Genomic DNA, 17,789 nt, shown 5'->3' with positions numbered 1-17,789 from the left:
ATCCAAAGGAACCAATGAAGGTTCAAAATTTGGCATTGACTATCAAGCACACTGTTGAGTTCTCAAACAACCGACACACACCATCCGAAAGCCGGAACCTTCCGTTCCGACCCCGTCCGGGGCAACCCCTCTAACTTAGCATTTCGCTTTTCTCTCTGCAAACCGCCCCGATCTTTTCGATCGGATACAGCTTTGGCAAAAGCGACCTGCTCCACCAGGTTCAGGGCGCACAATGCTACCTGTCCCGGAGGGTGGTGGTCGTCAGCTCCGGCCCGGCCACCGAATCGAACTCTGCAGCTCGTTCATCTGGTGTCCGTCGGCCCGTCGGGCTGACGTCAGAGAACATTACCGATGCCTCTCCCCGAGAGTCAACGTCGGACGACGTGGCGCGCGCCACTCTCGCGGCAGAGGCCCGGAATCCTGCCGCTGGAGCACCCCGGATCAGCTCTCCGACCGGCGGTCCGGCGGCTGACGTCGGCGAGACGACGTGTTCCGCGGGCGGCTCCGCCGTGTCGGCACCGTGAACGGCGGGTGGTCGACCGGGACGGAGCTCGACAGCCGGCAGCGAGGCCGGGGCCGTCCGGACGGGCTCTCGTCGCGCCGTGCGATCCCGGCCTCAGGACTCGCCGGTCCGGCCCGCACGCCAGATCATGACCACGCCGTCCACGACGAGGAGTGATCCACCAATCGACATCGTGAGGCCGAGCGCCTCCCCGAGCTCGCGCACGTGGGACAGCACCACGGCGCGCACTCCCGCCGCGGCCCAGCATCGGGCCGCTCAGGCACGGCGTCGTCCGGCGCACGACGCCGTGACGGGCAGGACTTCTCCGCAGCAGAGGCACCCGCTCCCCCGCTCGTGCACCCGGGGCACCGGCGTGCGGAAGGTGGAGGCCGGATCGCCGGCGCGGTCAGCGGACAGTCCGGAAACGACGACGGGGCCCACCAGATGATCTGGTGGGCCCCGCGTGTGCTGCGCGCCCGGAGGGATTCGAACCCCCAACCTTCTGATCCGTAGTCAGATGCTCTATCCGTTGAGCTACGGGCGCAGTACGTCCGATGCGTTCGCACCGGCCGACGAGAACTCTACCGCCCTCCACGCCGATCCCCAAACCGGATCGGCCGTTCGTGACCCACGCCACGGGATGGCGATCGAGGCCACAGAAAAGGCCCCGGGCGTCGAGCTCCGAGGCCTTCCTGGCGGAGACGGCGGGATTTGAACCCGCGAACGGGTTGCCCCGTTACCACCTTAGCAGGGTGGCGCACTAGACCAGACTATGCGACGTCTCCTCGCGGCCAGCGGCGACGCACGTCGCCATGCCGCGGCGACCAGAGTAACCGCCAGGGGCGGGATCGAGCAAAGCGCCGTCGTATCGTCAGGGCATGGCACGCACCACAGTCGGTGAGGACTACGACGTCCTCGTCATCGGATCCGGGTTCGGCGGCAGCGTGGCGGCGCTGCGGCTCACCGAGCGGGGCTACCGCGTCGGTGTCCTCGAGGCGGGTCGGCGGTTCGCCGACCACGAGCTGCCCCGGACGTCGTGGGACCTGCGACGCTTCCTCTGGGCGCCCGCGTTCGGGTGCTTCGGCATCCAGCGCATCCACCGGCTCCGGGACGTCGTCGTCCTGGCAGGCGCCGGCGTCGGCGGCGGATCGCTCGTCTACGCCAACACCCTGTACCGCCCGGTCGGCAGGTTCTGGTCGGACCCGGCCTGGTCCGGCATCGCCGACTGGGAGGCCGAGCTGCAGCCCTACTACGACCAGGCCGAACGCATGCTCGGCGTCGTCGACTACGGACGCACCACGCCGGCCGACGAGGTCATGCGTGACGTCGCCCGGACCATGGGCGTCGAGGCCACCTGCCGCACCGCACGCGTCGGGGTCTACCTCGGCGACGACGTGACCGGGGCGGCCGCCGGGATGCACGACCCGTACTTCGGCGGGATCGGCCCGGACCGGAGCCCCTGCCTGCACTGCGGCGAGTGCATGACCGGGTGCCGGCACAACGCGAAGAACACCCTGGTCAAGAACTACCTCCACCTGGCGGAGCGCGGCGGCGCGCAGGTGCACCCCCTCACGACGGCCACCGCCGTCGTCCCTTGCCCGGACGGGGGCTACGAGGTCCGCACCCACCGCACCGGCCGCCCGTGGTCACGTCGCCGGACCCTGCGCGCCCCGCAGGTCGTCCTCGCCGCCGGCACCCTCGGCACGCAACGGCTGCTGCACGCGATGCGCGACGCCGGCACGCTGCCCCACCTGTCGGACCGCCTCGGCGAGCTCACCCGGACGAACTCGGAGGCGCTGCTCGGGGCCGGCCTCCCCGCCCGGGACCGGCACGAGGCCGACTACACCCGCGGCGTCGCGATCACCTCGGCGTTCGCGCCGGACGACGAGACCCACGTGGAGCCCGTGCGCTACGGGCGAGGCTCCAACGCGATGGGGCTGCTGCAGACCGTCCTGGTCGACGGCCGGCGGCGCCCCGGGGAGCGTGCCCGATGGCTCCGCTGGCTGGCAGAGCTGTGGAGGCAGCGCAGGCACCTGCCGTCGCTGCTCGACCTGCGCGGGTGGTCGCAACGGACCGTCATCGCCCTGGTGATGCAGAACCGGGACAACTCGCTGACCACGTTCACCCGCCGCGGTCTCCTGGGCAGGAGACTGTCCTCCCGCCAAGGGACCGGTGAGCCCAACCCCGCGTGGATCCCCGTCGCGCACGACGTCGTCCGCGCGATGGCCGCACGGATGGGCGGCGTGCCCGCCGGAAGCATCGGCGACCCGTTCGACGTCCCGATGACCGCGCACATCCTCGGCGGGTGCACGATCGGCGAGTCGGCCGACACCGGTGTCATCGACCCCTACCACCGGGTGCACGGTCACGACGGCCTGCACGTCCTCGACGGGTCCGCCGTCACCGCCAACCTCGGGGTGAACCCGTCACTGACGATCACGGCGATGGCCGAGCGCGCCTGCGCGCTCTGGCCCAACCGCGGGGAGCCCGACCGGCGCCCGGCGCCCGGCGGCTCGTACACCGTCATCACCCCGACGCGGCCGGTGCGACCGGTCGTCCCCACGACGGCTCCCGGAGCGCTGCGCCTGCCCGTCGTGGAGGTCCGCACACGACGCGACCGGGGTGCGACGTCGTGACGTCGCACCCCGGTCGGTGGCGGAGGGCGGGGGATTCGAACCCCCGGTTGCTTGCGCAACAACGGTTTTCAAGACCGTCACATTCGGCCGCTCTGTCAGCCCTCCTCGGCCCGACAGTCTAGTCGGGCCCTGCCCGGGGACGACGACGGCCGGGCTGGCTGCCCGAGCGCAGCTGGCGCATCGCGAGCTGCACGAGCGAGATCAGCGTCTGCTTCGTCGCCGCCCGCGACCGCGCGTCCGTGTAGAGCATCGGCACGTGCGCCGGGATCTGCAGCGCCTCGCGCACGTCCTCGAGGCGGTGCTTGGCCACACCGTCGAAGCAGTTGACGCCGACGACGAACGGGACGCCGCGCGACTCGAAGTAGTCGATCGCGGGGAAGCACTGCTCGAGACGGTCGGTGTCCACCAGCACGACGGCACCGATGGCGCCGCGGACGAGGTCGTCCCACATGAAGAGGAAGCGGTCCTGGCCGGGGGTGCCGAAGAGGTAGAGCCAGAGGTTGCCCGGCAGGGACACGCGCCCGAAGTCCATCGCCACGGTGGTGGTCGTCTTGCGGTCGGTGACCCCGCCCGCGTCGTCGACGCCCATGGAGTGCTCGGTCATCGCGGCCTCGGTGTTCAGCGGCTCGACGTCCGAGATCGAGCCGATGAACGTCGTCTTGCCGACCGCGAAGCCGCCCGCGACCACGATCTTCGTGACGGTGGGGGCGGCGCTGCCGTCCGGCGCGGTCGCCCTGGCGGGAGCCGTGGGAGCGGGGGCCTGCTCCTGGGCCTCCGGAGCCTGCTGCGGGGCCGCCGGGGCGGCGCTCGAGCTCTGCGCCGGGGCCTGGGCCGTCGGGGCGGCCTGGGTGTCGGTCGCCACACCCGGCTGGGGTGCGGTCGAGGCCTGGGGCTCGGACGTCGCGCGCGCCGACGGTGCGCCACCGCCGAGCACGCTCTGGCGCACCGGGCCACCGCTCATCGCGGCGCCCGACGGTGCGGCACCTGCTGTCGACGCGCCCATCGCACCAGCAGGCTGCGAGATCGGCGCCCAGCTGGGAGCGAACCCGCCCGAGCCTGCGGGCGACGCACTGTCAGAGGGCGGAAATGCCATTGAGAACACTCTCCAAGACGCTCAGGGAAAGTCCCGAGTGGTTGCTGCCGTGGCCCGTGTGGACGTTCACGGGGGCCGAGGTGTGCACGGTGATGTGCCCCTCCTCCTGCATGTCCGCCACCAGGACGCGGACCACACCGAGGGGGAGCTTGAGCAGCGCCGACAGTTCGGCGATCGACACGTAGGTGTGCGCGGCGTGCTGAAGGATCGCGCGCTTCTCCGGCGTCAGACCGTGGCTGCTCACCGCTCCCGGCATGACCTCGACAAGCGCCTCGAGCGGTAGATCGGACATCGACGAGCGGACACGACCTCCCGTGACCGCATAGGGACGCACCGTGGCAGCCTCGTAGCCGTCCGCGGATTGCGCGCCCAGGGAACCGAACGGTGCGTGCGTCATGCTTTACCTCATCCCACCTGTGCGGAGCGCTGGTTGCCGTCGACCGGAAGGGCGCCGCGCATCTCCGAGATGAGCTGCGGCGTCAGGGTCGACTCGGTCCGGGACACCAGCAGGGCCATCTCGTACCCCACGAGCCCGATGTCGCAGTTCGCGTCGGCCACCACGGCGAGCACGGACCCGTTCGAGACGTTCATCAGGAAGAGGTACCCGTTGTCCATCTCGATGATGGCCTGGCGGACGTTCCCGCCGTTGAGCTGGCGCGAGGCGCCGCGGGTCAGGCTCGACATCCCCGACACGATGGCCGCGAGCTGGTCGCCGCTGGTCCGGTCGAGCTGGTCCGACATCGCCATGAGGAGACCGTCGGCCGAGACCACCAGCGTGTGGCGGCTGCCCGGCACGGTCCGGACGAAGTTGTCGAGAAGCCACCCGAAGTTGGTCGCTTCAGTACTGAGGGTCACGCTTCCTCCTCGTCAAATGCGCTCTGCTGCGCAGGTCACCGCTGGTGCGGGGCCGATCCTTGGACATCATTCACGCTCAGGAGCCGTTCGTCGAGGCCCTGTCGTCGGTCTTCTCCGACCGGCCACGCGCGGTCGCCGACTGGAAGGCCGACAACCGGGAGCGCAGCTGCTCCGGATCGCGCTCGATGCGGGCGGTGAAGCGCTCCGGAGGCTCCACGGGCTCGTCACGCCGGGTGCGGCGCGTCAGGCCGTTGCCAGTCGGTGCCATGTTCGCGGGCCGATAGCTCTGCTCCTGGTTCGTGGTCGTCACGTTCTCTTCCTGGAAGATGCCGCGCTGCATCAGCGTGGACATCTCCTCGTACAGCACGGCCGACGCCATCCACTCCGAACGCGCCTCGACCGTGTCGGCGACATCGCTCGGGTCGTACGGGTCGACGTCGGAGGTCTCGGTGGATCGCAGCGGAAGGACGGACTCGCCGTAGGAGGTCCGCGCCGGACGCTCCTCCCGGGCCACCTGCTCGGGCTCGGGCTCGGGCTCGGGCGTCGGGGCGGGCTGCGACGACGCCGTCGACTCCGTCGACCGCTGCGGACCCGTCCAGCGTCCCGCCTCCGTCGAGGCTCCGGTCGGCCACGTCGTGCGGCCGGTGGGAGCGGCGGACGGCATCGGCAGCTCGTCGGGACGAGGTGCCGGCACGGGCGCCGAGGTCTCGTGCCCGCTAGCCGGTGCCGCGGGTTCGGCCGGCGCCGGGGTGCGCGACGGGCTCGACGCGGCCCACGGCGTGGACGAGGAGTCCGCCGTCGGAGCGGTGAGCGGGTCGTCGCCCGACCCGACCTGCTGCGGCACGGCCCCGTCCTGACCGGACGTCCCGGTCGCGCCGGTCGTCTCGGCCGCGGCGGGCTTGCGCCCGAACAGACCCCGCTTGCGGTGCCCGGCACCGGAGGAACCTTCGGTCCGCCGGGTCGGCAGGTCGGACATGAGCTCCTCGAACGCCGGCAGGGCCGAGAACGAGGTCGACTCCTCGGTGCGGTCCGTGCCGTTCGCCGAGGACACGGTGCGCGAGGGCGTCGGCGCGTCCTCGACCGGCGTCCGGTCGACGGGCTGCTGCGGACGCTCGGCCGGCTGCTCCGGCTGCTCCGGCCGCTCCGGCCGCTCGACCGGCTGCTGCGTCCGCTGCGGCACCGGTGCTGCCGGGGCGGGGACCATCGGTTCGTAGGCCGGGGCCGAGCTCGCGGGAGCCTGGTAGGGAGCCGAGGTCGCCGACGCCGGGTCCGCCGCCGGAGCGGGGGCCGGCGCCGCGGACTCGCGTCGCGGCGTCGGAGCGGGCGCAGGCTGCGGAGCCGGAGCCGGCTGCGGAGCCGGGGCCGAGGCCGCCGACGCCGCGTTCGCCGCCGGAGCGGGCTCGGTGCGCGGTGCCGGCGCGGGCGCGGGCGCCGAGGCGGTCGAGGCCGCGTTCGCCGCCGGGGCGGGCGCGGGCGGAGCGGACTCCGACGTCGCGTCCGTCAGGTCCGGGACGTTCGCCGGGTCGTCGGTGACGGCGTCGAGCTGCAGGGTGCTCTCGGCGAGGTTGTCCATCGTCCGGAAGCTCGAGAACAGCCCCGTCCGTGCCTGGGGCTCGACGGGCTCGGCGGTCGGCTCGGCCGCCTGGGGCAGCGCGATCGCGCCGGAGTGCGGCGCGGGCTCGCTCGGCATCGAGGCCGCCCGACGCCGGCTCGGCAGGGACGCCGCTGCCGGCTGGACGTCCGTCGGCGGCGCCCACTCCCCGTCCGAGGAGTCGGTCTCCTCGAGCTGGGGCGTCTCCAGCGGGGGCAGCACGATCGACTCGGTCGGAGGCGTGGTCGTCTCCGAGCGGCGGCGACGGGGCATCCCGGCGCGGGTCGTGCCGTCCATCAGGGCGTCGAGGTCGACGGGCTCGGCCTCCGGCGGCTCCGGGGCGAGGTGGTGCGACGCGACGGGCTCGCGTGGGGCGGGCGCGGGCTCGACCGGTGCGGGTGCCGGCGTCGGAGCCGCAGGGGCTTCGGTCGGCTGGTCGCTGCCGGGCGCCGGGACCGTCGAGGGCTCGCTCTGCGACACCGGGGCCTCGGTGCGCGGGCTCGTCAGCTGGGCGGCGGAGCGCTGGGTCGCGGCCTCGAGCGGGTCCGTCGGCTGCGGCAGCGGCATCGCCTCGTCCGCGACGAACAGCTCGTCGGGGAAGGTCACGGTGGCGACCGTGCCCCGGCCGTCGCGGCCCGTGGCGAACTCCACCCGGGCCTGCAGACGCTGGGCGAGGCGGCTGACCACGAACATGCCCAGTCGCTGGGCACCGACCGCGTCCGAGGGCGTCGAGGAGGAGACCTTCGCGTTGGCGTCGGCGATCTCCGCCGGGGACATACCCAGGCCCTGGTCGTGGACGGTCACGACGACCCCGTGGGCCTCGCGCGCCGCGGTGACCTCGACCGCCGTGTGCGGCTCGGAGAACATCGTCGCGTTCTCCAGCAGCTCGGCCAGCAGGTGCGCGGCGTTCAGCGCGTTGTGGCCCAGCATGTGCGGGTCGGCCTGCAGGTTCAGCCGCACCCGGTCGTACAGCTCGATCTCCGAGGAGGCCGTGCGGATGACGTCCGAGACCGGCATCGGTGTGCGCACGCGGCGACCGGAGTCGATGCCGGCCAGGACCAGCAGCGACTCGGCGTTGCGGCGCATACGGGTCGCGAGGTGGTCGAGCCGGAACAGGTTCGACAGCGTCCCCGGGTCCTCCTCGGACCGCTCGAGCTCGTCGAGGAACGCGAGCTGGCGGTTCAGCAGGACCTGGTCGCGACGCGCGACGTTGACGAACATCTCGGCGATGGAGCCACGCAGGGCGGCCTGCTCCCGGGCGACCTCGATCGTCGTGGCGTTGACCTCGTTGAACGCGGTCGCCAGGCGCCCGACCTCGTCCGTGGACTCGATCGGGATCTGCACCGCGTTCATCTCCGGCGCCTGACCCGGCACCGCCATCTGCTCGACCATCTGCGGCAGGCGGTCGCGCACGTCGGCGGTGGCGGCCGTGAGGCGACGGAGCGGGTTGACGATCCGGCGCGCGATGATCAGCGCGATGATCAGCGAGATCAGCACGATGCCGAACGTCGCGGCGATCGTGCCGATCGCCTGGTTCTGGGAGTCGTCCGAGGCGTCGGAGGCGTAGCTGACGGTCTCGTCACGGACGTCGTCACGCACGGGACGCATCGAGTCGACCCAGGCGTCGGACAGCTCGCCCCACTGGGAGGCGGCCGACCGGTCGATGCCGGAGAAGTTCTGGTACCGCAGCGGGAAGCGCAGCGCGTCGAGCTCGTCCGAGAACTCCGGGACGGTGATGTCGAGCCCGAGCCGCTCGGCCTGCTCCTTCGCCGCCGCGTGCAGCTCGTTGGTCGTCTCGAGGGCGTTGACCATGCGGGCCGCCAGCTCGGCGTCGCGGTCGTCGCCGGACTGCGCGGCACGGGTGGCGTCGGCCAGGGCCAGGGCCACGATCGGCCGCTCGACCGTCTTGGCGAGCATGAGCTCGTCCATCGCGACGTAGGCGTTGAGCAGCTCGGACAGGCCACCGTTCGTCGACGCGGCCGAGACGGACCGCGGGACGTCCAACGCGCGCTCGATGATGTCGGTGTACTGGTCGGCCGCGGCGGCCTCGGTGACCTGCCCCGCGAGAACCTTGCGCTGCAGCTCGTCGAGCACGCGGCGGTCGTCGAGGGTCGTCTGGATCGCGTTCTGGACGTTGACGCTCAGCGCGTCCGTCTCGATGCTGCGCAGCTCGGCGTCACGGGCGTCGACCGCGGCGTCGCTCTCGGCCTGGGCCGAGGCGAGCTGCTCCCGTCGCTCCTCGTCGCCGTTGAGGACGGCGATGGCCAGCGCCCGCTCGGTCGCGACCGCGGTTCCCGCGGCGTCCTGCGCCTGGAGGCTGTCGGCGAGCTGGGACGTCTGGTCCGCGCGGACGGCGTCCTGCAGGGCCCCCCAGGAGATGTAGGCGGCCGCCACGACCAGGACGAAGATCGGCACGGCGAGTGTCGCAAGGATCTTCCCGCGAACGCCCAACCTGCGGAGCATGTGGACCTCTCTCCATCACTTATCGTTCGAGGTCGGCGGGGTCGAACCTCCCCGATCCTCCGGCTTCTCGTCGCCTGCCCGCTGGGACATCTCCCCACGCTCGGCGCCGCGCGCGAGTAGTCTTCGTCGGTGTGCGAGCCGTCACGATATCGGGCGATGGGCCCTCAGGGAAACTCACCACGAGTCAGGTCGAGCTCCGGGAGCCGGGCGACGGGGAGATCGTAGTCGACGTCGCCGCCGCCGGTGTCAACCGGGCTGACCTCCTCCAACGGGCCGGCCTCTACCCGCCGCCACCCGGGGCCCCCGCGTGGCCCGGACTCGAGATCTCCGGCACGGTGAACCGACTCGGGCCTGGCGTGTCGGACCGGCGTGTCGGCGACGAGGTGGTGGCGCTGCTCGACGGCGGCGGCTATGCCGAGCAGGTCGTGGTGCGGGCCGGCCAGACGCTGCCACTCCCCGAGGGCGTCGACCTCGTCGACGCGGCCGCTCTGCCCGAGGCCGTCTGCACCGCCTGGACGAACCTCGTGGACACCGGCCACCTGCGGGCCGGAGAGACGCTGCTGGTGCTCGGCGGTTCGGGAGGCGTGGGGAGCGTCGCGATCCAGCTCGGCCGTGCGCTCGGCGCCCGCGTCGTGGCGACCGCCGGCGGCCCCGAGCGCACCGCGCGCTGCCGCGAGCTCGGCGCCGACGTCGTCGTCGACCACCGCAGCGAGGACGTGGTCGACGCCGTGCGCGGCGCCACCGACGGTCGCGGCGCCGACGTCGTGCTCGACGTGCTCGGTGGCGGCGCCCTGGGAGACAACGTCCGCGCCCTCGCCCCCGGCGGCCGGCTGGTCGTCATCGGCCTGCAGCAGGGCCGCACCGGAGAGCTCGACCTCGCCCGGCTCATGGCCAAGCGGGCCGTCGTCACCGGGACGCTGCTGCGGTCCCGCACCCCCGAGGAGAAGGCGGTGATCGTCAGGGACGTCGCCGAGCACGTGTGGCCGCTCGCGGAGCGGGGCCTGATCCGCCCCGTGGTCCACGCGAGGCTCCCCTTCGACGAGGCCGAGAGCGCCCTCGGCATGCTCGAGTCCGGCGAGGCCTTCGGCAAGGTGCTGCTGCTGCCCTGACGCGAGCGGCCCGGCACGGCAGACTGGGGGCATGACGGACGAGCAGCCCGGCGAGGAGACCGCGCCCGACGTCGCGAGCACGCGGCCCCCCGGGCCGGAGAGGTCGCGCATCGAGGAGCCGGCGAAGGTCATGCGGATCGGGAGCATGGTCAAGAAGCTCCTCGACGAGGCCCGTGCGGCCCCGCTGGACGCCGCGGCACGGGAGCGGCTCGCCGAGATCCACGAGCGGTCGCTGACCGAGCTCGAGGACGGGCTCTCCGAGGACCTGGTCGCCGAGCTGCACCGCATCACGCTGCCGCTGACGGACCACGAGCCGCCGTCGGACGCGGAGCTGCGGGTGGCCCAGGCCCAGCTCGTCGGGTGGCTCGAGGGGCTGTTCCACGGCATCCAGACCGCGCTGGTGGCCCAGCAGATGGAGGCGCACCAGGCCCTCGACCAGATGCGGCGGCAGCTCCCGCGCGGCGCACGGCCCGGCATGCCGGGCAGCGGCCCGGAGGACGGCGACGCCGCCGCCTCGCCCGGGCAGTACCTCTGACCTACTCCCGCCCGGTCGCCGTCATGGCGATGGCACCGGAGACGAGCACGAGACCGGCGATCTCGGGCCAGCTCGGGAGCTGGCCGAGCACGACCGCGCCCACGACCGTGGCGGTGGCGGGCAGCAGGGCGAGCAGCACCGAGAACGTGGCCGTGCCGATCCGCCGCAGCACGAGCTGGTCGAGGACGTAGGGCACGACCGAGGAGCACACCGCGACCACGAGCAGGAAGCCGAGGAGCCGCAGGTCCGGCACCACGGTGGTCACCGACGTCGCGAAGAACGGCGCGAACACGACAGCCCCGGTGACCATGCCGACGGCCAGCCCGTCGATGCCCGCACCGCCGCCGGCCACCCGCTTGCCGAGCACGATGTAGCCGGCCCAGCAGGCCGCGGCACCGAGCACGGCGACCAGGCCGACGATCGCGTCCCCGCGGGCCAGGTCGCCCTCCAGCGTGACACCGGCGAGCAGGACCACCCCGGCCGCGGCGACGACGATCGCGCCGCGCTCGCGCCAGCCCCGCCCGGTGATCGCGGCGACGGCGATCGGCCCGGTGAACTCGATGGCGACGGCGACCCCGAGCGGCAGGTGGTCGATCGCGACGTAGAACACGATGTTCATCGCGGCCAGCGCCACCCCGAAGAGCCCGGCGCCCACCAGGTCCTGCCGCGTCCAACGACGGCGCCAGGGACGTCGCCAGGCGACGAGCACGACGGCGGCCAGCAGGATGCGCCACCAGCTCACGGTGGGCGCCCCGAGGGTGCCGAAGAGCCCGACGGCGACCGCCGCCCCGAGGTAGAGCGTCAGCCCGGACGCGACGAAGAGCAGCGGCGCCGGGACACGGTCGGCGGCGCCACGGGCGGCCGACGGCGGTGGGCCGGGCCGGGCGGGAGAGGTCGCGTCGGGCACGCGGGGAGCCTACGCGGCGCCGGTCGCCCGTGCCGCCCGACGGCGAGCGCGCCGCCGCCCCGGGGGACGTCAGCCGCCGCGACGAGGCCGGCCATCCGGTGTGCCGCTTTTCTGCGAAGTGTCTGGATTTCCCGTGAAGGGTGCCCTAGGTTCGGCACGCGTCGCCGCGCAGGGTGGCGACGATCACCATCACGAGAGGCACATCATGGGATTCGGCACCGCCGTCAAGACCGTCTTCAGCAAGTACGCGACCTTCTCGGGGCGCGCCCGTCGCTCCGAGTTCTGGTGGTGGGCCCTGTTCACGGTCCTGCTGAGCATCGTCGTCAACACGGTCGTCCTGGCGACGGGCGGGATCTCCATCGACCCGCAGACGATGCTGCCCGTCTACGGCCCGACCTACGGGCTCTCGATCATCCTCAGCCTGGCGCTCCTCCTGCCGAGCCTCGCCGTGACCGTGCGACGCCTGCACGACACCGACCGCAGCGGGCTCTGGTGGTTCATCGGCCTCGTGCCCTTCGTGGGCTGGATCGTCCTGCTCGTCTTCACGGTTCAGGCCGGCACCCCGGGCGCGAACCGCTTCGGTCGCGACCCGAAGGCCGCCGTCGCCCCGGACACCGCCCCGACGGCCGCTGCGAAGACCGAGTCCGCCCAGGCCTGAGCCGGTCGCCCGTCCCTCGCACAGCTCGTGGGACGGGCGAGGCCCTGTCCGACGTCGTCATCCCCGAAGTGGAGCGCCCCCAGGGCGCGTGAACGCGACGTCGGGCAGGGCCTCGCCCGTGCCTGCGGGACTACCCCTTCACGGCACCCGCCAGCATCCCGCGCACGAAGTAGCGCTGGAGGAGCAGGAACACGATCAGCGGCACGATCATCGAGATGAACGCGCCGGCGGTCAGGATGTGCCAGTCACCGCCGCGGGTACCCGCGAGCTCGGCCACCGCGACCGTCAGCGGCCGGTACTCCGGCGCCGCGAAGGTCAGACCGACGAGCAGGTCGTTCCAGACCCAGAGGAACTGGAAGATCCCGAACGCCGCGATGGCCGGGACCAGCAGCGGGAACAGCACGCGGAAGAAGATCTTCACGTGCCCCGCCCCGTCGACGCGGGCCGCCTCGACGAGCGACCGTGGGATGTCCTTCATGAAGTTGTGCAGCAGGAACACCGCCAGCGGCAGGGCGAAGATCGAGTGCGACAACCACACGGCCCAGAACGAGCCCGCCATGCCCCAGTTGTTGTAGTTGGTCAGCAGCGGCACGAGGGTGACCTGGATGGGCACCACCTGCAGCGCGAAGACCGCCACGAACAGCAGGTTGCGGCCGGGGAAGTCGATCCACGCGAAGCCGTAGGCCGCCAGCAGCGCGACGGTGATCGGGATGATCACCGCCGGGATCGTGATGACGAAGGTGTTGATGAACACCTCCGACAGGCCGGTCCCGCTGCCGTAGAGCGCCTGGTCGTAGTTGTCGAGCGTGAACTCCGTCTCGCCCGTGAACATGCCGGGGATGACCGTCCACCAGCCGCTGCGGCGGATGTCGATCTCCGGCCGGAACGACGTCACGAGCAGGCCGACGGTGGGGATGGTCCACAGGATCGCCAGGATCACCGCGGTCAGGGACGCCCATGGCGAGGTCAGGCGGCCCTTGGTGGCGATGGCCCGCTTCTCGAGGCGGGTGAGCTTGCGCTCCTTGACCGGAGCGGTGTCCTCCGTCTCGGGGTTCGTCGTGGGGACGGGCGGCGTCGTACTCATCGAATCTCCTCCGACCTGCGCATCTGCCGCACGTTGTAGGCGACGATCGGGACGACCAGGATGAACAGCACCACGGCGAGCGCCGCGGCCAGACCCTGGTTGTTCTGGCGGAACGCCTGCGTGTAGAACTCGTTCGCGATGATCTGCGTGCCGAACTGGCCACCGGTCATGGTGCGGACGATGTCGAACGCCTTGAGCGTCGTCATGGCGATCGTGGTCAGCACGACGACGAGCGCCGGGCGGATGCTCGGCACGGTGATGTAGCGGAACATCCCCAGACCGTGCAGGCCGTCCAGGCGGGCTGCCTCGACGATGTCGTCCGGGATGGCCTTGATGGCCGCGGCGAGCACCGTCATGGCGAAACCGGTCTGGATCCAGATCATCACGACGATGAGGAACCCGGTGTTCCACGGCTCGCCGATGAGGAACTGCTGGGGTGGCAGCCCGATCCAGACCAGCAGCTGGTTGAGCAGACCGATCTGCTCGATACCCGGCTGGTCGGGCCGGAACTCGTAGACGAAGCCCCAGATGATCGAGGCGCCGACCATCGAGATCGCCATCGGGATGAAGATGAGCGTCTTGGCGATCTTCTCGAAACGTGCCCGGTCGACGAGCACGGCGTAGATCAGCCCGATGAGCGTGCTGACCAGGGGGGCCAGGACCACCCAGGCCGCGGTCACGACGAGCACCTTCTGGAACTGCGCTCCGGTGAGCATCGTGACGTAGTTGTCGAAGCCGACGAACTCCGTGGTGGTGCGGTTGAAGAACGAGTTGTACAGCGTCTCCAGCCCGGGTCGGAGCAGACCGTAGGCGATGAGCAGCAGGGCGGGGCCGACGAAGCCGATGGCGACCACCCACGACGGGATGCGCTTCGGCCGGTCGACGAGGAACAGGATCAGGCTCATCACCGCGACGAACAGCGCGATGCCGATGCCCATGACGATGAACTTCTCGGTGACCGTGTCAGGATTCAGCAACCAGTCCACGACAATTAACTCCTCACGGCGTAGGACGGACCGGGCCCGCCGACGAGGTGTCGGCGGACCCGGTCCGCGGGTGTCACGGCCAGCTGTTCTCGATCTGGTCGGTGACCTCCTGGGTCGAGGAACCGGTCACCCAGTTGACCATGCCGGTCCAGAAGGTCCCGGCACCGACCTCACCGGGCATGAGGTCCGAACCGTCGAACCGGAACACCGTCTCCTCGTCCGCGAGGATCGCGGCGGCGTCCTGGTCGAACTCCGTGGCGAGGTTGTTCACGTCCAGGCCGTTGTTGGCGCTGATCCAGCCGCCCTCGGGCGTGGCGATGGCCTTCTGGTTCGCCCAGTCCGCGCTGGCGAGGTAGGTCTGGAACGCCTGGACCTCGGGGCGGTCGTCGAACGCGAGCACGAACTCCCCGCCACCCAGCATCGGCTGGCTCTCGCCGTCGCCGGGCAGGTAGAACGCGTAGACGTCACCGTCCGACCCGACCTCGGTGCCCTCCGGCCACTGCGTGGCGTAGAAGTTGGCCATGCGGTACATCCAGCAGGTGCCGTCCAGGACGCCCGTCCCGGCCTGGTCCCAGGCCGTCGTGGCGATCGAGTCGACCCCGCCCAGACCCGCGTTGACGTAGTCCGGGTTCTTGAGGATCTGTCCGGCCTCGTCGAACGCGTCGACGATCTGCGGGTCGTTGAACGGGATCTCGTGCTTGTACCACTGGTCGTAGACCTCGGGGCCGGCCGTGCGGAGCACGACGTCCTCGATCCAGTCGGTCCCGGGCCAGCCGGTGGCGTCACCGGACTCGAAGCCCACGCACCACGGCAGGACCTCCTGCTCGGTGGCGATGGTCTCGCTGAGCTCCAGCAGCTCGTCCCAGGTCTCCGGGATCTCGTAGCCGGCGTCGGCGAACGCCGCCGGGTTGTACCAGACGAACGACTTCGCGTTCGCCCCCAACGGGGCGGCGTAGAAGGTGCCGTCGACCGAGCCGTACTCCTTCCAGTCCTCGCTGAAGTACTCGTCGACGTTGGCCACCGTGGCCTCGGGAGCCTCCACCACCGCGTCGGGGTAGTCGGACACGATCGTGTTCAGCAGGCCGGGCTGCGGCATGTAGGCGATGTCCGGGGTGTTGCCGGCCTGGATCCGGACGAGCAGCTGCGCCTCGAACTCGCGCGAGCCCTCGTAGTTCACCGTGACGCCGGTGCACTCCTCGAACGCGTCGTAGGACATCTCCTGCTGGGTCTGCTCGGGCTCGACGATCGAGGTGTAGATGCTGACGCTCGTGCCCTCGAGGTCGCCGAACTCGTCGTACGCGGCGCAGTCGATGTCCTCGGCGGTCCCGCCGCCGCTGTCACCGCCGCCGTCAGAGGTGTCGTCGTCCCCGCCGCCTCCACAGGCGGCCAGCACCAGGGCGAGGCCGGCACCACCGGCCACGACCGCCAGTCGTCGGCGATTGCTCGCCATGGTCCTTCGTGTCATCAGACTCTCCACTCCGTCGTGCGGTCAGCCGGCGGCCGTCCACCGTCGGACGACTCCGGTCGGGACCGTCCGGCGGACGTGACCGCAGGACGTCTTCCCTGATGAAAGTCGACCGCAAGGTTTCACCCGGTGCAACCTCACCCGGTGCACATCTTGATGACGATGCCGTAACGATCATGCCCTCGTGGATGTGTGACACCCTTGAGCCGACACCGTCGGACCGGACCGGAAGGACCCCCATGATCGAGCTGAGGACGCCGCGTGAGATCGAGGAGATGCGTCCCGCCGGTCGCTTCGTCGCCGAGACCCTGCAGGCCGTGCGCGAGGCGGCCGAGCCCGGCGTGAACCTGCTCGAGCTCGACGCGCTGGCGCACCGGCTCATCAAGGAGAAGGGCGCCGAGTCCTGCTACATCGACTACCACCCGTCCTTCGGTGCCAGCCCGTTCGGCAAGGTGATCTGCACCTCCGTCAACGACGCCGTGCTGCACGGACTCCCCCACGACTACGACCTCGTGGACGGTGACCTGCTGAGCATCGACTTCGCGGTCGCCGTGGACGGCTGGGTGTCCGACTCCGCGATGTCGTTCGTCGTCGGCGAGTCCCCGTCCCCGGAGCGGGCCGCCGCGGACGCGCAGCTGATCCGCACCACCGAGGTCGCGCTCGAGGCGGGGATCGCCGCCGCGCAGCCCGGGAAGAAGATCGGCGACATCTCCGCCGCGATCGCCGCCGTCGCGCGCGAGGCCGGGTACTCGATCAACACCGACTTCGGCGGCCACGGCGTCGGGCGCACCATGCACGGCGACCCGCACGTGCCCAACGACGGCCGCGCGGGACGCGGGTTCCCGCTGCGCCCGGGCCTGGTCATCGCCATCGAGCCGTGGTTCCTCGAGACCACCGACGAGATCTACACGGACGAGGACGGCTGGACCCTGCGGTCGGTGGACGGCTCGCGCGGGGCGCACAGCGAGCACACCATCGCGATCACCGCCGACGGCCCGCTGGTCCTCACCGCGCGCGACTGAGCCCTCGACCGGGTCGGCACCGTCCTCCGACGGCCCGACCCGGGGGCGCTCCGGTCGGGGCCTATGGCGCCTCGAGGAGCGAGCGCAGGACGGTGACCGCGCCGTCGTCGTCGATCGGGCCGGTCACCTCGTCGGCGGCCGCCCGCACCGTCTCGTCCGCGTGCCCCATCGCCACGCCGCGGGCCGCCCAGCGCAGCATCTCCAGGTCGTTGTGCCCGTCGCCGACCGCCACCGTGCGGTGCGGCTGCAGGTGCCGCCGTCGCCGCACCTGCTCCAGCGCCGTCGCCTTCGAGACCCCGAGCGGCGCGAGGTCCATCCAGGCGCTCCACCCGACGGCATAGGTGACGTCCTCGAGGCCCAGGTGCTCGACCAGCTCGTGGAAGTGCCCCGAGGTCGAGTCGGGTCGCCGCACGATGACGCGGGTGACCTCGGAGGACCACAGGTCCTCCATCGGGACGATGACGTGCTCGCCCTCCAGCTCGCCGTCCGGGAAGTGCTCCGTCATCCGGAAGCCGACGCCGAGGTCCTCCACCGCGTACCGGGCGTCGGGGAGCTGCTCCCCCAGGAGGCGCAGCGCCGGCTCCGGGTCGAACGTCACGACGTCCTCGGTGACCCACCCGTCGGGCGCCGACGGGTCCAGCCGCACCGTGACCGCCCCGTTGGAGCACACCATCCACCCGGTCGCGATCCCCAGCGCGGACGCGACCGGCAGCATGGCCAGCAACGACCGGCCCGAGGCGAGCACCACCTCGTGCCCCGCGTCGCGCACGGCGCCCACGGCCTCGCGGACGGCGTCGGTCAGGTCGCCGTCGTAGGACAGCAGCGTGCCGTCGATGTCGAGGGCGACCAGCATCGGCCCGTCCGGCGGCAGGGTGCGGGACAT

At 71.6% G+C, this 17,789-nt stretch carries 15 protein-coding genes and 3 tRNA genes; 5 read left to right on the top strand and 13 right to left on the bottom strand.

From position 1 onward, the window contains the following. Window positions 1-616: 616 nt before the first annotated feature. The 3 genes from Q6350_RS05795 to Q6350_RS05785 form a co-directional block, all read right to left on the bottom strand. Window positions 617-742, bottom strand: a complete 126-nt coding sequence (locus Q6350_RS05795; RefSeq protein WP_305065735.1) for a hypothetical protein — start codon at window positions 740-742, stop codon at window positions 617-619. A gap of 231 nt (window positions 743-973) precedes the next feature. Next, window positions 974-1,046 (bottom strand) — tRNA-Arg (locus Q6350_RS05790). 149 nt (window positions 1,047-1,195) lie between these two features. Beyond that, window positions 1,196-1,287 (bottom strand) — tRNA-Ser (locus tag Q6350_RS05785). Window positions 1,288-1,380: 93 nt separating this feature from the next. Between Q6350_RS05785 and Q6350_RS05780 the strand changes: the two genes are divergently transcribed. Next, window positions 1,381-3,138 (top strand): GMC oxidoreductase, encoded by a 1,758-nt coding sequence (locus Q6350_RS05780; RefSeq protein WP_305065734.1) that lies wholly within the window; start codon window positions 1,381-1,383, stop codon window positions 3,136-3,138. Between the two features lie 17 nt (window positions 3,139-3,155). Here the strand turns inward: Q6350_RS05780 and Q6350_RS05775 are convergent. The 5 genes from Q6350_RS05775 to Q6350_RS05755 form a co-directional block, all read right to left on the bottom strand. Then, window positions 3,156-3,243: transfer RNA gene (locus Q6350_RS05775), tRNA-Ser, on the bottom strand. Between the two features lie 13 nt (window positions 3,244-3,256). Then, on the bottom strand, window positions 3,257-3,829 hold the full coding sequence (locus Q6350_RS05770; protein ID WP_305065747.1) for an ATP/GTP-binding protein: 573 nt from the start codon (window positions 3,827-3,829) through the stop codon (window positions 3,257-3,259). 382 nt (window positions 3,830-4,211) lie between these two features. Continuing rightward, window positions 4,212-4,628: a DUF742 domain-containing protein gene (locus tag Q6350_RS05765; protein ID WP_171245892.1), complete on the bottom strand. Its 417-nt coding sequence runs from the start codon at window positions 4,626-4,628 to the stop codon at window positions 4,212-4,214. An 8-nt stretch (window positions 4,629-4,636) separates the two neighbouring features. Next, a complete protein-coding gene (locus Q6350_RS05760) occupies window positions 4,637-5,086 on the bottom strand; it encodes a roadblock/LC7 domain-containing protein (protein WP_171245893.1) in 450 nt (149 codons plus the stop codon). Window positions 5,087-5,162: 76 nt separating this feature from the next. Then, window positions 5,163-9,092, bottom strand: a complete 3,930-nt coding sequence (locus Q6350_RS05755) for a nitrate- and nitrite sensing domain-containing protein (protein ID WP_305065733.1) — start codon at window positions 9,090-9,092, stop codon at window positions 5,163-5,165. A 5-nt stretch (window positions 9,093-9,097) separates the two neighbouring features. On the opposite strand from Q6350_RS05755, the gene Q6350_RS05750 reads away from it, so the two are divergent. Both Q6350_RS05750 and Q6350_RS05745 read left to right on the top strand, forming a co-directional pair. Next, complete coding sequence (locus Q6350_RS05750) at window positions 9,098-10,249, top strand: NAD(P)H-quinone oxidoreductase (RefSeq protein WP_370375360.1); 1,152 nt, start codon at window positions 9,098-9,100, stop codon at window positions 10,247-10,249. 31 nt (window positions 10,250-10,280) lie between these two features. Then, a complete protein-coding gene (locus tag Q6350_RS05745) occupies window positions 10,281-10,784 on the top strand; it encodes a proteasome activator (protein ID WP_304604645.1) in 504 nt (167 codons plus the stop codon). 1 nt (window position 10,785) lies between these two features. Here the strand turns inward: Q6350_RS05745 and Q6350_RS05740 are convergent, their stop codons facing one another. After that, window positions 10,786-11,691 carry a DMT family transporter gene (locus Q6350_RS05740; protein ID WP_171245897.1) on the bottom strand — a complete coding sequence of 302 codons (906 nt, stop codon included), beginning with the start codon at window positions 11,689-11,691 and terminating at the stop codon, window positions 10,786-10,788. Between the two features lie 205 nt (window positions 11,692-11,896). Here Q6350_RS05740 and Q6350_RS05735 point away from each other — a divergent pair, with 205 nt between their 5' ends. Continuing rightward, window positions 11,897-12,349, top strand: a complete 453-nt coding sequence (locus tag Q6350_RS05735; RefSeq protein WP_305065731.1) for a DUF805 domain-containing protein — start codon at window positions 11,897-11,899, stop codon at window positions 12,347-12,349. A 130-nt stretch (window positions 12,350-12,479) separates the two neighbouring features. Here Q6350_RS05735 and Q6350_RS05730 read toward each other — a convergent pair whose 3' ends face one another. The 3 genes from Q6350_RS05730 to Q6350_RS05720 form a co-directional block, all read right to left on the bottom strand. Then, entirely contained in the window at window positions 12,480-13,433 is a 954-nt protein-coding gene (locus Q6350_RS05730; protein ID WP_304604648.1) for a carbohydrate ABC transporter permease, read from the bottom strand. After that, window positions 13,430-14,419 carry a carbohydrate ABC transporter permease gene (locus Q6350_RS05725; RefSeq protein ID WP_304604649.1) on the bottom strand — a complete coding sequence of 330 codons (990 nt, stop codon included), beginning with the start codon at window positions 14,417-14,419 and terminating at the stop codon, window positions 13,430-13,432. The genes Q6350_RS05730 and Q6350_RS05725 overlap by 4 nt, the downstream gene beginning before the upstream one ends. Window positions 14,420-14,492: 73 nt before the next feature. Beyond that, a complete protein-coding gene (locus Q6350_RS05720; protein WP_304604650.1) occupies window positions 14,493-15,869 on the bottom strand; it encodes an ABC transporter substrate-binding protein in 1,377 nt (458 codons plus the stop codon). A 254-nt stretch (window positions 15,870-16,123) separates the two neighbouring features. On the opposite strand from Q6350_RS05720, the gene map reads away from it, so the two are divergent. Further along, the gene (gene map, locus Q6350_RS05715; RefSeq protein ID WP_304604651.1) at window positions 16,124-16,906 is read left to right on the top strand and encodes a type I methionyl aminopeptidase; all 783 of its coding nucleotides are present in this window, start codon (window positions 16,124-16,126) and stop codon (window positions 16,904-16,906) included. 61 nt (window positions 16,907-16,967) lie between these two features. Here map and Q6350_RS05710 read toward each other — a convergent pair whose 3' ends face one another. Then, window positions 16,968-17,789 (bottom strand): HAD family hydrolase, encoded by an 822-nt coding sequence (locus Q6350_RS05710; RefSeq protein WP_171245902.1) that lies wholly within the window; start codon window positions 17,787-17,789, stop codon window positions 16,968-16,970.

The sequence above is a fragment of the Isoptericola sp. b515 genome (assembly GCF_030588125.1).
In the GTDB taxonomy this organism is placed as follows: Bacteria; Actinomycetota; Actinomycetes; order Actinomycetales; family Cellulomonadaceae; genus Isoptericola; species Isoptericola sediminis.
This window is presented reverse-complemented; position numbering and strand designations above follow the sequence as displayed.

What these genes read in the sequence shown, in the direction of transcription:
- Q6350_RS05745 (WP_304604645.1), top strand. Translation starts at nt 10,281, where the DNA reads ATGACGGACGAGCAGCCCGGCGAGGAGACCGCGCCCGACGTCGCGAGC.
- Q6350_RS05765 (WP_171245892.1), bottom strand. Translation starts at nt 4,628, where the DNA reads ATGACGCACGCACCGTTCGGTTCCCTGGGCGCGCAATCCGCGGACGGC.
- Q6350_RS05730 (WP_304604648.1), bottom strand. Translation starts at nt 13,433, where the DNA reads ATGAGTACGACGCCGCCCGTCCCCACGACGAACCCCGAGACGGAGGAC.
- map (WP_304604651.1), top strand. Translation starts at nt 16,124, where the DNA reads ATGATCGAGCTGAGGACGCCGCGTGAGATCGAGGAGATGCGTCCCGCC.
- Q6350_RS05720 (WP_304604650.1), bottom strand. Translation starts at nt 15,869, where the DNA reads ATGGCGAGCAATCGCCGACGACTGGCGGTCGTGGCCGGTGGTGCCGGC.
- Q6350_RS05780 (WP_305065734.1), top strand. Translation starts at nt 1,381, where the DNA reads ATGGCACGCACCACAGTCGGTGAGGACTACGACGTCCTCGTCATCGGA.
- Q6350_RS05735 (WP_305065731.1), top strand. Translation starts at nt 11,897, where the DNA reads ATGGGATTCGGCACCGCCGTCAAGACCGTCTTCAGCAAGTACGCGACC.
- Q6350_RS05710 (WP_171245902.1), bottom strand. Translation starts at nt 17,789, where the DNA reads ATGTCCCGCACCCTGCCGCCGGACGGGCCGATGCTGGTCGCCCTCGAC.